Here is a 14,516-nt window from a genome sequence, read left to right on the forward strand (position 1 = left end):
ATGAATTCCACGCTCACGGAACGACTCGCCGATTGGTTCAGCCTGCGCACCCTGATCCTGGTGCTGGGCGTCTGGCTGGCGTTTGCGCCGCCGCAGGCAACGCCCCTGTTCTGGCTGGACCAGTCGCTGTTCCAGGTCGCCGTGAGCCTGACCCCGGCGCGGGTTCGCTATGACGAATCCGCCCAGATTCCTGCGGTGGGTTGGCAGCCGTTCTGGCCGCAGGTGACAGGGCACTGGGCCGAACGTCAGAAGACCCGCTTCGCGACGACTCTCAATGCCACCAACGGCTATCACACCCCCTGGTGGTTTTACCCCGGCTTTTCCGCGTTGACCGTGATGTTTGCGTTGTACCTGCTGTGGCTGGTGCCGGGCATTGGCCGCACGGCGGCAATCTTGACCACGGTGCTGCTGACCGTGGCCCTGGTGGCGGCGCAGTTGGGGGCGCAAATCAGCCGGGGCTACTGGCTACCGATGGGGTTGGCGCTGCAGTATCTTTGGGCGGGTTTGTTGTTGGCGGGCGCGCACTGGGCGCAACGGCGCTGGTATCGCCAAACCCACTTTCTCTGGCGCCAACTGGGAGCGGAACGCTTTCAGAACGGCTATTGGTTGAAAGCGTTGGAGGCCCTCAAGCGTTGCCCGACCTCGGACTCGCTGCTGGATCAGCTCTACCATTATGCCCGTGAACACGAACGCCGCCACCGCTGGGCCGAAGCCCAGGTTTACTACCGGGAAATCAGCCAACGCCAGTCGGGTTATCGCGATGTGCAAAAACGTCTGGAAGCGTTGCGGTTGCGTCGGGAGCAGAGCGGCTCCCAGCCCCTGGCCCAGACGCAGCCCCTGGAAGAACTCGCCGTTCCCAAGAAACTCGGGCGCTATGAAATCGAGCGCGAACTGGGGCGCGGCGCCATGGGCGTCGTGTACCTGGGCCGGGACCCGCATATCGCCCGCCAACTGGCGGTCAAAACCCTGAACGTGGCGCCTGTCGAGGCGAGCGAGCGGGACAGCGTCAAGGCCCGCTTCTTCCGGGAGGCCGAGGCGGCGGGGCGCCTTCGCCACCCCAACATCGTGACGGTTTACGATGTGGGCGAGGAGGGCGACCTGGCCTTTATCGCGATGGACTACATCGGCGGCGAGCCCTTGAGCCGCCACTCGGCCAAAGGGCGACTCCTCACCCCGAAACGGGTTTACGAGCTGATGGCAAAAGTGGCCGATGCGTTGGCCTATGCCCACAAACAGGAAGTGGTGCACCGGGACATCAAACCGGGCAACATTCTCTACGCCCCCCGTGAGGGGCGGGTGGTGGTCACAGATTTCGGGATTGCCCGCGTGGCAAACAGCGCGCGCACCCAGACCGGTGAGATCATGGGCAGCCCCTTGTACATGTCACCGGAGCAGCTGAAGGGCGTGCGGGTCGGGCCCTCCAGTGATATTTTCAGCCTGGGGGTTACGCTCTATCAGTTGCTGACCGGTGAACTGCCGTTTCGCGGCGACACCATTGCAGAACTGAGTTACCAGATCGTGCAGAGTCGCCACCGACCCTTGAGGGAAGCGCGCAAGGATCTGCCGCGAAGCGCCACCCGGATTGTGAACAAAACACTACAGAAAGACCCACAAAAACGTTATGCAAACGCCGGCGAACTCGCGAAAGCGCTGAAGTCGGCACTGGAAAAAGAGTTCTAGGTGCCAGAAGGGATGTAGGGTAGGTAAGCGAAGCGCCACCTACCATTTTAATGATTTTCAACCCCCAACAATGAATACAGACAACGAACACAATTCAAAAAGGTAACCAAAAATGGCCTGGCTAATCCAACTCGTAGATGATGTTGCCGTCCACAAATTCGAACTGGCCCGCGGCGAATTAACACTCGGCCGCCACCCCGAGTGCGACGTACTGATTGACGACAGCGCCGTCAGCGCCAAACACGCCCGCCTCTCCGCCAAACCTAATCCGGACTTCCCCCAATACCGGGAATACTTCCTCGAAGACCTCGGCAGCACCAACGGCACCTTCGTCAACGACCAACGCCTGGCGAAACGACACAAACTCCACGACGGCGACAAAATCCGCCTCGCATGGAACCAATTCAAATTCGTCGATAACGAGGAAAGGGACCTGGAACAGACACGTCATATGGTCTCCAGTTGAGCGCGGTGGTGGGCCGGGGTGGGATAGACCACTCGAGACACGCCGTAAACCCATCCATGGGGGCTCGAATCGCGGGTCCCCCGCTCCACGGTCTCGAGTGGTCTATCCCACCCCGGCCGGAAAGCGCTCAACGCCCATCAAGTCTGGATTCTCCATCTCTAATTGTATTATGATAATCCCAATACAAGCGATTTCATAACAATTCAAGCAGGAGAACAGCAATGCCCACTTCCTTCAAGCGCACACTGGGCGCGACTCTGGTCGGCCTGACCTGTGCCGCCGGAGCTCAGGCCGATAACCCGATCATTGAAGAACGCTTCAGCGCCGACCCCGCCGCGCTCGTGCATGATGGCAAAGTTTACCTCTACGTCGGCCACGACGAAGCCACCGAAGAAGGCGACTTCTTCGTCTTGAAAGAGTGGAACATCTATTCCTCCACCGACCTGGACAACTGGACCCTCGAAGGCGCCGTGCCGCGCACCATCTTCGACTGGGCCGAACACGACTCCGCCTGGGCCTCGCAGGCCATTGAGCACGATGGCAAATTCTATTGGTACACCACCGTGCGTATGCCCGTCCCCGAAGACGGCGAAGGCATGGGTGGCTACACTCTGGGCGTGGCGGTCTCCGACAACCCGGTCACCGGCTGGGAAGACGCCCTGGGCAAACCGCTGATCGACCCCAACGAGACCGAGCCGGCCCCGCACATGCTTGAGCACAACCACAGCTGGGACGATATCGACCCGAGCGTGTTTGTCGACCATGACGGCCAGGCCTACCTTTACTGGGGCAACTCCCACCTTTACTACGCCAAACTCAAAGACAACATGATCGAGTTCGACGGCGAGGTGCACAAAGTCGAGATCCAGAATATGCCCGGTACTTTCACCGAAGCTCCCTGGGTGCACGAAAAGAACGGCAAATACTATCTCACCTTCGCCATGAACTACCCGGAAGAACTGGCCTACGCCATGAGCGACAGCCCCACCGGCCCCTGGGAATACCAAGGCAAACTGATGGAGGTGCTCGAAGACAGCGGCACCAGCCACCAGGCCATTCTGGAGTATGAAGGTGACGACTACTTCATCTACCACACCGCCGCGCTGCCCACCGGGGGTAACTTCCGTCGTTCCGTCTCCATGGAGTTCCTGGAATACAACGCCAACGGCACCATCCAGAAAATCACCCCGACCGCCTCCGGCATCACCCACGTCGCCCAGGCCCTGCAAAGCCATGCCGACGTGGATGACTACGTTCGTTACGGCGATGACGAAGACGTTACCGTCACCGAGCTTAACGCCAACGAACACTGGCACTTCAAGTGGCACGTCAAACCCCTGGTAGAGCAGGGCGGCAACAATGTCTCCTTCCAGCCGGAAACCCGCATGGGCTACTACCTGGTCGCGCAAGACGGCGACGTCGCCATCGTCGAACACGACGGCACCGACGCCTTCGCCCGCAACGCCACCTTCGAAAAAGTCAGCGGCCTGGCTGACAGCAACTGGTCCTCGTTCCGCTCCATCGACAACAAAGACCACTACCTGATGGTGAAAAACGGCGAATTGACCCTGGGTAACCCGAGCACCGCAGCCCAGCGCGATGCAGCGACGTTTCAGGTCAACCCGACGGAGTAATTCAACGTTTGTGGCGTTTGTGTCAGGTGGCGCGCTTCGCGCTTACCGTGACCTACGCATGATTGTTGTGTGGCACTCAGGCCGGGAGAGGGGGCAATCCCTTTCAAGACCGTGGAGCGGGGGACCCGCGATTCGAGCCCCCAGGGATGGGTTTACGGCGTGTCTTGAAAGGGATTGCCCCCTCTCCCGGCCGGACTCCCCAACCACTACCATCCCTCAAGACCCCAACTTCAAAATGTACTTCCACTCATTCGGGGTGACCGGCTGAACCGACAACCGCCCCTGCTTTAACAGCACCATCTCACTCAACGGCTCCTGCTCCTTAATCACCTTCAACGGCACCACCGACTCAAACTCCGACTCAAACGCCACATCCACACAAAACCACCGAGGCTTATCACGAGTCGCCTTCGGATCAAAATAATCGCTTTCAGGATCAAACTGCCCCGGATCCGCATACGCCGCCTTCACCACCCGCGCCGTCCCCGCTACCCCGGGCACCTTCGTCTGACTGTGATACACCAACACCCCATCCCCCACAGCCACCTCATCCCGCAGAAAATTGCGCGCCTGATAATTGCGGATACCGTCCCAACGGCCAAAACCCTTCGCCTCAGCCCTCAAATCCGCAATTCCATACACATCCGGTTCCGACTTAAACAGCCAGTAATTTGCCATGCTGCTCAATACCTCTTTATAATCGCCCGTTAAACGCAGTCCCGGCGCCCCCTCTATCCTGAGACGCCGGAGCCAAACTCACGTGGCCTTTGGTAGGGGTCACCACTGATAAAGGATACACCATGCCTGTTATCACACTGCCCGACGGTTCCAAACGCGAATTCTCCCAACCGGTCAGCCTCATGCAGGTGGCCGAAGACATCGGCCCCGGCCTGGCCAAGGCCACTGTCTGTGGCCGCATCAATGGCCGGCTGGTCGACGCCTGCGAAGTTATTGAAGACGATGCCGAGGTGACCCTCATCACCGGTCGCGACCCGGAAGGGCTGGAAGTCATCCGCCACTCCTTTGCGCACCTGGTGGGCCACGCCGTCAAGCAGCTGTTCCCCGAGGCCAAAATGGCCATCGGCCCCGTGATTGAAGACGGTTTCTACTACGATATCGACGCGCCGCACCCGATCACCACCGAAGACCTGGAAGCCATCGAGAAGCGCATTCAGGAGCTGATCAAAAAAGACTACGACGTCAAAAAAGAGATGACGCCGGTCGATGTCGCCCGCGACACCTTCGCCCAGCGTGGGGAAGACTACAAAGTCGAACTGATCGATGACATCAAAAAGGCGGGCGAGGAAAAAGTCGGCCTGTACCACCACGAAGAATACGTCGACATGTGTCGCGGCCCCCATGTGCCCAACACGCGGGTCATGCGCCACTTCAAGCTGATGCGGGTATCCGGTGCCTACTGGCGCGGGGATGCCAGCAACAAGCAGCTGCAGCGCATCTACGGCACCGCCTGGAACGACAAGAAAGAACTGAAGGCCCACCTGCACCGCCTGGAAGAGGCCGAAAAGCGGGATCACCGCAAGCTGGCGAAGAAACACAACTTCTTCCATACCCAGGAAGAGGCGCCGGGTATGGTCTTCTGGCACCCCAAGGGCTGGACCATCTACAAAACGCTGGAAGACTACATGCGCTACCAGCAGAACCGGCACGGGTACCAGGAAATCCGCACCCCCCAGATCGTGGATATGACCCTGTGGCAGAAATCCGGCCATGCGGACAAGTTCGGCGACGGTATGTTTACCCTCAAGTCCGAAGAGCGGGACTTCGCGGTCAAGCCCATGAACTGCCCCTGCCACGTGCAGGTGTTCAACCAGGGCCTGAAAAGCTACCGGGACCTGCCCCTGCGCCTGGCCGAGTTCGGCTCCTGCCACCGCAATGAGCCCTCCGGCTCCCTGCACGGCATCATGCGGGTGCGCGGCTTTACCCAGGATGACGCCCACGTTTTCTGCGCCGAGGAGCAGATCCAGCCGGAAGTGTCCGACTTTATCGACTTCCTGCACGAGGTCTACCGGGATTTCGGCTTCGACGAGATCATCTATCGCCTGTCCACCCGCCCGGCAGAGCGAGTGGGGAGTGACGAGAGCTGGGACAAGGCCGAAAAGGCGCTTGCCGATGCCCTGAACGCCAAAAAACTGGACTGGGAAGAACTCCCGGGCGAGGGCGCCTTCTACGGGCCCAAGATCGAATTCTCTCTGAAAGACTGTATTGGCCGGGTCTGGCAGCTGGGCACCATTCAGGTGGATTTCTCCATGCCGGGCCGGCTGGACGCCCAATATGTGTCCGAAGACGGCTCCCGCAAGGTGCCGGTGATGCTTCACCGGGCCATTTTGGGCTCATTTGAACGATTTATCGGCATTTTGATCGAACATTACGAGGGAATCTTCCCGCCCTGGCTCGCTCCCGAGCAGGCGGTTGTGATGAATATCACGGACAATCAGGCCGAATATACGCAAAAAGTCGAAAAAACCTTGCGAGATAAAGGGTTTAGGGCCATTTCGGACTTGAGAAACGAGAAGATCGGCTTTAAAATCCGCGAGCACACCCTTCAGCGTATTCCGTACTTGCTTGTCATTGGTGACAAGGAGATGGAATCCGGCAACGTCGCCGTGCGCACGCGCGATGGCCGAGATCTGGGGGTAATGAGTCTGGACGACTTCGCTGAACACCTGGCCGCAGATGTGGCCCAGCGTGGGCGAGTAGAGGCGAAGTCGCAGTCGGAAGAATCCCAGTAAGAGTAGGGCACAGGCCCTTCCCAACGTGATTCGGACGGGCCAGCTCAGATTTTCAACAAACAGGAGACAACAGCTATCAAACGACCAGCGCCTAAAGGCAAGTCCAAAAAAGCTCGGATTAATGATCAGATCGAAGCCAGTGAGGTACGCCTGATCGGCCCCAACGGTGACCAAATCGGGATCGTGCCTCTGTCGGAGGCCCTGGAAGCGGCGCAATCCGCGGATCTGGATTTGGTGGAAATCGCCTCCGATAGCGATCCCATCGTCTGTAAGGTGATGGACTACGGCAAGCACCTGTTTGAGATCAAGAAGACCAAAGCCGCTGCCAAGAAGAAACAGAAGCAGCAGCAGATCAAAGAAATGAAATTCCGTCCAGGGACGGAGGAGGGTGACTACGAGGTCAAACTACGCAACCTCGTGCGTTTCCTTGAAAACGGGGACAAGGCCAAGGTAACCCTACGGTTCCGCGGCCGGGAAATGGCTCACCAGGAACTCGGGATGGATGTTATGCATCGCATCGAAGAGGATCTGATTGAGCTGGGCACCGTTGAGCAGAAGCCGAAGATGGAAGGCCGGCAGCTCACCATGGTGATCGCCCCGAAAAAGAAGAAGTAGCTGGGCTTTTTAGCTGCCTGAGTTACTGTTTATTTACCTATGAATGCGGAGTTTTAATCCCATGGCAACAAAAGCTAAAGTACACAGTGGCGCCGCCAAGCGCTTCAAGAAGACCGCGGCTGGTTTTAAGCACAAGCACGCTTTCAAAAGCCACATCCTCACCAAAATGACCACCAAGCGTAAGCGTCAGCTGCGTGGCACCAGCGTTCTGAACGCTGCTGATGTCCCGGCCGTCAAGCGCATGTTGCGTTCCAACTGATCGGTTGCAACCGGAAATTTTTGAGGAGTAAATAATGGCTCGAGTAAAACGTGGTGTGGAAGCACGCCGTCGTCACAAGAAAGTTCTTAAGGCTGCAAAAGGTTATTACGGCGCCCGGTCCCGGGTATTCCGCGTAGCCAAGCAAGCGGTTATCAAGGCCGGTCAGTACGCTTATCGCGACCGTCGCAATAAGAAGCGTAACTTCCGTCAGCTGTGGATCGCGCGTATTAACGCCCAGTCTCGTGCTGAAGGTATGACTTACAGCAAACTGATCGCTGGCTTGAAAAAAGCCAACATCGTTCTCGACCGTCGCGTACTGGCCGATCTGGCCGTTCACGACAAAGCCGCTTTTGCGGCCGTTGTTGCACAGGCTAAATCAGCTCTGGCTGCTTAATCGTCAACAACGTCTGACACGGTAACGTGTCTGAATGAGCGCGATAAAAGGAGGGGCTGATAGCAGTCCCTCCTTTTTTTTATTTTTAGACGACCGTGAACAACTTTTTGGGTTTGACTGATGGAAAATCTTAACGCGCTGACCGAAGCGGCGCTCAAGCAGGTACAAGAAGCCGACGACCTGGCCAGCCTGGATAAAGTCCGGGTCGAGTATCTGGGCAAGAAAGGCAGTATCAGTGCCCAGATGAAAAGCCTGGGTCAGCTCTCTGCCGAAGAGCGGCCCGCGGCCGGTGCCAAGATTAACGAAGCCAAGAACCAGGTCCAGGACGCACTCAATGCGCGCAAGGCCGAGCTGGAAAAAGCCGCCATTAACGCCCAGCTTGCGGCCGAAACCCTGGATGTGACCTTGCCGGGGCGCGCCAACCAGACCGGTGGCCTCCACCCGGTGACCCGCACGCTCGAGCGGATTGAAGCCATCTTCGCCGCCGTGGGCTACACGGTGGAAGAAGGCCCGGAAATCGAAGACGATTACCACAACTTCGAAGCGCTCAATATTCCGTCGCATCACCCCGCGCGGGCAATGCACGACACCTTCTACGTGGACGACAGCCACGTATTGCGCACCCATACCTCGCCGGTCCAGGTGCGCACCATGGAAAATCAGAAGCCGCCCATTCGCATTATCTGCCCGGGGCGGGTTTACCGGTGTGATTCGGATCTGACCCACACACCCATGTTCCACCAGATCGAAGGCCTGGTGGTGGACAAAGGCATCAGCTTTGCCGACCTGAAAGGCACCATGGACGAATTTCTCAAAGCCTTCTTTGAAGCCGACGTGCCCGTGCGCTTCCGGCCTTCCTACTTCCCGTTTACCGAACCCTCGGCGGAAGTGGACATCGGCTGTACCCACTGCGAAGGCAAAGGCTGCCGGGTGTGCAAACAGTCTGGCTGGATCGAAATTCTCGGCTGCGGCATGGTGCACCCGAACGTGCTTAAGGCCTCCGGCGTAGACCCGGAAGTCTACAGCGGCTTTGCTTTTGGCATTGGCGTTGAGCGTATGGCCATGCTCCGCTACGGCGTCAACGACCTGCGCCTGTTCTTCGAAAACGACCTGCGTTTCCTGAAACAGTTTTAAGAGTCCGATTATGAAAGTAAGTGAATCCTGGTTGCGCGAGTGGGTAAACCCGGCCATCGCCACCGATGAACTGGCCGCACAGATCACCATGGCGGGCCTGGAAGTGGACGCCATCGAGCCGGTGGCGGGCGCCTTTAGCGGCGTGGTCGTCGGTGAGATCGTCTCGGTCGAACAACACCCGGACGCGGACAAGCTGCGCGTGTGCCAAGTGGCGGGCGAGGGCGATGAACTCAAGCAGGTCGTCTGCGGCGCACCCAATACCCGGGTCGGTATCAAGGTGCCGTTTGCCACGGTAGGCGCGAAGCTTCCCGGCGACTTCAAGATCAAAAAAGCCAAGCTTCGCGGTGTGGAATCTTTCGGCATGCTCTGTGCCCAGACCGAACTGGAAGCCGGCGATGACGACGACGGCCTCTGGGAGCTGCCCGCCGATGCCCCCACGGGCACCGACCTGCGCGAGTACCTGAGCCTCAATGACCAGATCATTGACGTAGACCTGACCCCCAACCGCAGTGACTGCCTGAGCATCAAGGGCATCGCCCGGGAAGTGGGCGTGCTCAACCGCGTGGCGGTCACCGAACCGGACATTGTGCCGGTCAAGCCGCTGATCGACGACACCTTTCCAGTAACCCTGAGTGCGCCCGAGGGTTGCAGCCGTTACGTGGGCCGGGTGGTTCGCGGTATCGACATCAGCCAGCCCAGCCCTCTCTGGTTGCAGGAAAAGCTGCGCCGTGCGGGCCTGCGCAGCATTGACGCCGTGGTGGATGTCACCAACTACGTGCTGCTTGAACTGGGCCAGCCCATGCACGCCTTTGACCTGAACCGCTTGAGCGGGGGCATCGACGTGCGCCTGGCCAACGCCGGGGAAAAGCTCGTCCTGCTGGACGACCAGGAAGTCACCCTCACCGAGGGCACCCTGGTCATCGCCGATCAGGACAAGCCGCTGGCCATGGCAGGCGTCATGGGCGGAAAAGACAGCGCCGTCGGCCCCGAGACCCGGGACATCTTCCTGGAAAGCGCATTCTTCAACCCGATCACCATCGCCGGCAAGGCTCGCAGTTATGGCCTGCACACCGATTCCTCGCACCGCTTCGAGCGGGGCGTGGACTACCAGCTACAGGAACTGGCCATGGAGCGCGCCACCGAGCTGTTGCTGACCATTGTCGGCGGCGAGCCCGGCCCCTTGGTCAAAGCCTGGGATGAGAAGCACCTGCCGGATGCCCGTACCGTCACCCTGCGCCGCGAGCGCGTGGCGAGCGGCCTGGGTCTGGAGCTGCCAGCGGAAGAAGTGGAAGCCATTCTGACGGGTCTCGGCCTGGAGCTGACCGACCAGAGCGACGCCAGCTGGACCTTCGCCATCCCCAGCTACCGCTTTGACCTGGAAATCGAAGCGGATCTGTTGGAAGAACTGGCCCGCATTTACGGCTACAACAACCTGCCGACCCGCAGTCTGTCCGCCGCGCTGCCCATACCGGCCCGCTCGGAAGGGCGCCTGTCGATCGAACGCATCCGCCGGGAACTGGTCGCGCGGGACTATCAGGAAGCCATCACCTACAGCTTCATCGAGCCCAAACTCAGCAAGCTGTTCGCCCCGGACGTGGAGCCGGTGCCGCTGCGCAACCCCATCAGTGCGGATATGAGCGTCATGCGGCCCACCTTGCTACCCGGCCTGGTCAGCACGCTGCAACACAACCTCAACCGCCAGCAGGAGCGTGTGCGCCTGTTTGAGAGTGGTCAGCGCTTCGTGCCGGGCAAAGACGGCAAGCTGAGCCAGCAGCCCATGCTCGCCGGCCTGATCTACGGCCCGCGCCAGCCCGAGTCCTGGGCCAACGGCAAGGACAAAGTCGACTTCTACGACCTCAAAGGCGACCTGGAGGCCGTACTGGCCCTGACCGGCGCCGCCGACGAGTTCCGGGTCCAGCCCGGTGCCCATCCGGCCCTGCACCCCGGCCAGTGCGCCGCTTTCTATCGGGGTGAGGAAGAAGTGGGTGTGCTGGGGACCCTCCACCCGCAGCTTCAGCGGGAACTGGACATCCCCGGCGATGTCTTTGTATTCGAGGTGGCGCTCTCGGCGCTCAAGTCGGCCCGCAAGCCGGTGTTCGAGCCGCTGTCCCGTTTCCCCTCGGTACGGCGCGATCTGGCCCTGCTGGTGGACCGGGGCGTGGCCGCTCAAAGCCTGCTCGATTGCGTCAAAAACAACGCCGGAGAGCAGCTTCGGGACTTAAAGGTCTTTGACCTCTACATGGGCAAAGGTATTGATCCGCAACGAAAAAGTGTGGCGCTGGGCTTGACCTTTCAAGATCCTTCCCGCACTCTTAACGAAGAAGAGATCAACGCCTCCATCGAGCGGGTTGTCAAGCGCCTTGAGGAGGAGTTTAGTGCCACCCTCAGATAGGGATAAGAACTATGTCGGGCGGGGCTCTTACAAAAGCCGATCTAGCCGAAAAATTGCACACCGAGCTTGGCCTCAATAAACGTGAGGCCAAAGAGCTCGTAGAGCTGTTTTTTGAGGAAATCCGACGCTCGCTGGAAAGCAACGAGCAGGTGAAGCTGTCCGGTTTCGGCAACTTTGACCTGCGAGATAAAAGCCAGCGGCCGGGGCGTAATCCCAAGACCGGGGAAGAAATTCCTATCAGTGCCCGACGGGTGGTCACTTTCAGACCAGGACAAAAATTAAAGGCAAAAGTGGAAGCCTATGCTGGAACCAAGCCATAACGACGAACTGCCGGTCATCCCCGGCAAGCGCTATTTCACCATCGGAGAGGTGAGCGAGCTGTGCGCCGTAAAGCCGCACGTGCTGCGCTATTGGGAGCAAGAATTCCCCCAGCTCAAACCGGTCAAGCGCCGGGGCAATCGTCGTTACTATCAGCGCCAGGACGTGCTCACCATCCGCCAGATCCGGGCCCTGCTGTACGACCAGGGCTTCACCATCGGCGGCGCCCGCCAGCAGATGGAAGGGGAGACAGCCCAGCAGGACGCCAGCCAATTCAGCCAACTCGTCGGCCAGATGATCGCCGAGCTGGAAGAAGTCCTGGAAGTGCTCAAAACCCGTTAAATCAGACACTTGCAAAAACCAGATTTTGAGGTATCATGCCCATCCCTGTGACGGACAGCCCACATGGCACCGCTCACAGTGACCAAAATCGGAGCGTAGCGCAGTTTGGTAGCGCACTACACTGGGGGTGTAGGGGTCGCAGGTTCAAATCCTGCCGTTCCGACCAAATACCTCTGTCTAAGCCCTTGAATTTCCTAGTGATTTTCAGGGGCTTTTTCGTTTCAGCCCCTTAATTTGCCCCTTTTTTGCCCCTCCGTTATTTCTTGAGTTTTGGACGGTATTGAACCGCCTCTTGCAGGTGCTCCGGTGCTAGGTGCGAATACCGCATTGTGAGTGTCACGCTGCTGTGGCCGAGTATCCGTTGTAAGCTCAAAATGTCCCCACCGTTCATCATGAAATGGCTCGCGTAGGTATGCCTGAGCACATGAGCGGCTTGCCCTTTGGGCAGTTTGAAGGAGCATTTTTTCAGGATGGCATAGAAGGCTTTGTCGGCTCTGGCAAACAATCGCCCTTGGCCGGTGGGAGTGTAGTCCCTGATATCCTGCTCAAGCTCTTCACTGATGGGGACAGTGCGGTTTTTGCCGGATTTCGTATCGGTGAAGGTGATCCGACGTGTCCCGATCTGGGTGAGGCGCAGGGATTGGGCTTCATTCCAGCGACAACCGGTCTCAAGGCAAATACGCACCAGCATGTAGACGCTTCGACTTCCGGCGGCTTTGCAACGCTCCAGCAGCTCTTGGCACTGATCCAGGGTTAGGAACGACAGCTCACGCTCTTTGAGCTTGATTGGTTGAACCTTGGCCAACGGGGGAGGGTAGGCGACCTGATCGGTTTTATACAGATATGAATACATGGCGTTGAGATAGCCAAGTTCATTATTCAGCGTTTTGGCTGAAATGCCGTTTTGAAAGCGCTGGTGACGGTATCGCAAATAGGTATTGGCGGTCAGTCGTTTCGCTACCGGGTTCTTCATCGTTTGGCACATACGAAGCAGGGTATTACGTCGGTCTTTCGGGTCAGCCAAGTGGGCGCCATGTTGCATAAACCAAACATCAATCAGTTCAGATAGCCGTCGTTTGTCGTCTTTGGTGGGGTTCCAGTCAGCTACTGACCCCTCAGCATGTTTGGCCCTAACGTGGGCTTCAAAGCGGGTGGCTTCTGCTCTTGTTTTAAAGCACTTCCTAAACCGGGTGATCGCATCAAGACGAACGTCAGCCATCCAGGTTCCGTTTTTTTGTTTTCGTATTGCCATTAGATTGCTTTCCCCCATCTTAGATAACGCTCTTTGAGCAGTTTCTCAATGTGGTGGTAGAACTCGCCCTGAGACATGCCTTTGTCCTGGTAGAAGTTCTTTATCGTTGGCCAGAATGGGAGCGTCTGGAGCGCATTTAATAGCTGTGCGATCGTCAGTCGTTCCCGTGCTGCTAAGCTGATCGCGTTACCTAACAGCAGCTCGATGTTTTTTCCCGAAAACCCCGTACTGGTTTTGTAATAGCGCTTGTAGTCGGTTTTTTCGAGCAGGGATTTCACCTGTGTCTGAACTTTCACGTCCTGGGCTAGCAGGGTCCAGAACGGGTGGAAGAAGCCGGGGCGGTGGAGAAACTTGAAGGAGTCCAGGCCGTACTTCCAAAGGCCGTCCAGATGGGGTGCTAGGCCCGCGTAGGACTTAAACACGACCGGTTGGCCTGCCATGGTGGTCCCTTCTGAGAACTGCTGGACGACGGAGTGGTGATAGCGCAGCTCAATGCGCCAGACCGGTTTTTCTGGATCGTAGTTATACGGGGCGTCTTCAAAGGGGTTGTCTTGACGCTTCCAGACGCTTTCCCAGTAGTCGAGCTTATCAACGGCTTTGGCCTGGATGGATTTGTTGTAGATGGCGAGCTGGACACCGGAGGCGGTGCCGAACAGGTAGGACTGGCCCCGGTTGTAGGTGGCCGAGTGGCTGGCAAATTCAATACTGTCCATGGAATCGAACTGGCGGACGTGATTCGACCGGCAGTGCATACGGGCCACGATATCGGAAGGGGGTTCCCAGCCTTGCACGTCAACGGCAATGTGGACCGCAGATTGATTGAAGTCGAAATCGTCTAAGACTTCGTTGGCCAGATCGTTCATGATCCCTTGCAGTTCATAGGGGGTGTGTTCGTCGATCAGGTGGGGCGACGCTTCAATCTTGAGGTGTGGTCCGTTGTTGTCGATTTTGACGTTAAAGTTCTTGATCAGCAGGATTAGGCCCAGATCGGCATTTTGGAGCTTGTACTGATAGCCGGAGTCCCGACCGATTCTCCCCGCTACCCACTCATAGCCCCCTAGCATCATGAAGCCGCTATAGTCTTCCAGTCGTTCCATGAGGTCGGTTTTCAGATAACCCCGGTAGAGCTGGCGGACGGTGTCCACACCAGAGTGCAGGATATTGACTTCTGAGAGGTCGCAAAACTGGTTTTTGTCGAAAAAGAGACGGCCTTTGGCATCGGGTGCCAATTCGAGATTATGACGGGGTAAATGCTGGGGTTTGGCCATTTTTCGTTTTCT

14 protein-coding genes and 1 tRNA gene are annotated in these 14,516 nt (G+C 58.2%); 12 read left to right on the plus strand and 3 right to left on the minus strand.

What is annotated here, in order from left to right; all coding sequences use genetic code 11:
- The 3 genes from G547_RS0106165 to G547_RS0106175 all read left to right on the plus strand — a co-directional run bounded on the left by G547_RS0106165 (position 1) and on the right by G547_RS0106175 (position 3,780).
- Complete coding sequence (locus G547_RS0106165; RefSeq protein ID WP_027329092.1) at positions 1-1,680, plus strand: serine/threonine-protein kinase; 1,680 nt, start codon at positions 1-3, stop codon at positions 1,678-1,680.
- 112 nt (positions 1,681-1,792) lie between these two features.
- The gene (locus G547_RS0106170; protein ID WP_027329093.1) at positions 1,793-2,146 is read left to right on the plus strand and encodes an FHA domain-containing protein; all 354 of its coding nucleotides are present in this window, start codon (positions 1,793-1,795) and stop codon (positions 2,144-2,146) included.
- 221 nt (positions 2,147-2,367) lie between these two features.
- Positions 2,368-3,780, plus strand: a complete 1,413-nt coding sequence (locus tag G547_RS0106175) for a family 43 glycosylhydrolase (protein WP_036187396.1) — start codon at positions 2,368-2,370, stop codon at positions 3,778-3,780.
- A 216-nt stretch (positions 3,781-3,996) separates the two neighbouring features.
- Here G547_RS0106175 and G547_RS0106180 read toward each other — a convergent pair whose 3' ends face one another.
- On the minus strand, positions 3,997-4,458 hold the full coding sequence (locus tag G547_RS0106180; RefSeq protein ID WP_027329095.1) for an EVE domain-containing protein: 462 nt from the start codon (positions 4,456-4,458) through the stop codon (positions 3,997-3,999).
- A 122-nt stretch (positions 4,459-4,580) separates the two neighbouring features.
- On the opposite strand from G547_RS0106180, the gene thrS reads away from it, so the two are divergent.
- The 9 genes from thrS to G547_RS0106225 all read left to right on the plus strand — a co-directional run bounded on the left by thrS (position 4,581) and on the right by G547_RS0106225 (position 12,150).
- Positions 4,581-6,530 (plus strand): threonine--tRNA ligase, encoded by a 1,950-nt coding sequence (thrS, locus tag G547_RS0106185; RefSeq protein WP_027329096.1) that lies wholly within the window; start codon positions 4,581-4,583, stop codon positions 6,528-6,530.
- 75 nt (positions 6,531-6,605) lie between these two features.
- Complete coding sequence (gene infC / locus G547_RS0106190) at positions 6,606-7,145, plus strand: translation initiation factor IF-3 (RefSeq protein ID WP_084645728.1); 540 nt, start codon at positions 6,606-6,608, stop codon at positions 7,143-7,145.
- Between the two features lie 61 nt (positions 7,146-7,206).
- Positions 7,207-7,404, plus strand: coding sequence for a 50S ribosomal protein L35 (gene rpmI / locus G547_RS0106195; protein ID WP_027329098.1), 198 nt, complete (start codon positions 7,207-7,209; stop codon positions 7,402-7,404).
- Positions 7,405-7,438: 34 nt separating this feature from the next.
- Positions 7,439-7,798, plus strand: coding sequence for a 50S ribosomal protein L20 (gene rplT, locus G547_RS0106200; protein ID WP_027329099.1), 360 nt, complete (start codon positions 7,439-7,441; stop codon positions 7,796-7,798).
- A 120-nt stretch (positions 7,799-7,918) separates the two neighbouring features.
- Complete coding sequence (pheS, locus tag G547_RS0106205; RefSeq protein ID WP_027329100.1) at positions 7,919-8,932, plus strand: phenylalanine--tRNA ligase subunit alpha; 1,014 nt, start codon at positions 7,919-7,921, stop codon at positions 8,930-8,932.
- Between the two features lie 10 nt (positions 8,933-8,942).
- The gene (pheT, locus tag G547_RS0106210; RefSeq protein WP_027329101.1) at positions 8,943-11,324 is read left to right on the plus strand and encodes a phenylalanine--tRNA ligase subunit beta; all 2,382 of its coding nucleotides are present in this window, start codon (positions 8,943-8,945) and stop codon (positions 11,322-11,324) included.
- A gap of 11 nt (positions 11,325-11,335) precedes the next feature.
- On the plus strand, positions 11,336-11,644 hold the full coding sequence (gene ihfA, locus G547_RS0106215; RefSeq protein ID WP_027329102.1) for an integration host factor subunit alpha: 309 nt from the start codon (positions 11,336-11,338) through the stop codon (positions 11,642-11,644).
- The gene (locus G547_RS0106220) at positions 11,625-11,984 is read left to right on the plus strand and encodes a MerR family transcriptional regulator (RefSeq protein ID WP_024459888.1); all 360 of its coding nucleotides are present in this window, start codon (positions 11,625-11,627) and stop codon (positions 11,982-11,984) included. Before ihfA ends, G547_RS0106220 begins: the two co-directional genes overlap by 20 nt.
- Positions 11,985-12,073: 89 nt before the next feature.
- Positions 12,074-12,150, plus strand: a tRNA-Pro gene (locus G547_RS0106225).
- A 90-nt stretch (positions 12,151-12,240) separates the two neighbouring features.
- Here G547_RS0106225 and G547_RS0106230 read toward each other — a convergent pair.
- Both G547_RS0106230 and G547_RS0106235 read right to left on the minus strand, forming a co-directional pair.
- Positions 12,241-13,236 (minus strand): phage integrase, encoded by a 996-nt coding sequence (locus tag G547_RS0106230; protein WP_027329103.1) that lies wholly within the window; start codon positions 13,234-13,236, stop codon positions 12,241-12,243.
- Complete coding sequence (locus tag G547_RS0106235; RefSeq protein WP_027329104.1) at positions 13,236-14,504, minus strand: hypothetical protein; 1,269 nt, start codon at positions 14,502-14,504, stop codon at positions 13,236-13,238. Before G547_RS0106235 ends, G547_RS0106230 begins: the two co-directional genes overlap by 1 nt.
- Between the last annotated feature and the right edge of the window lie 12 nt (positions 14,505-14,516).

The organism is Marinimicrobium agarilyticum DSM 16975 (genome assembly GCF_000423345.1).
Classification (GTDB): domain Bacteria; phylum Pseudomonadota; class Gammaproteobacteria; order Pseudomonadales; family Cellvibrionaceae; genus Marinimicrobium; species Marinimicrobium agarilyticum.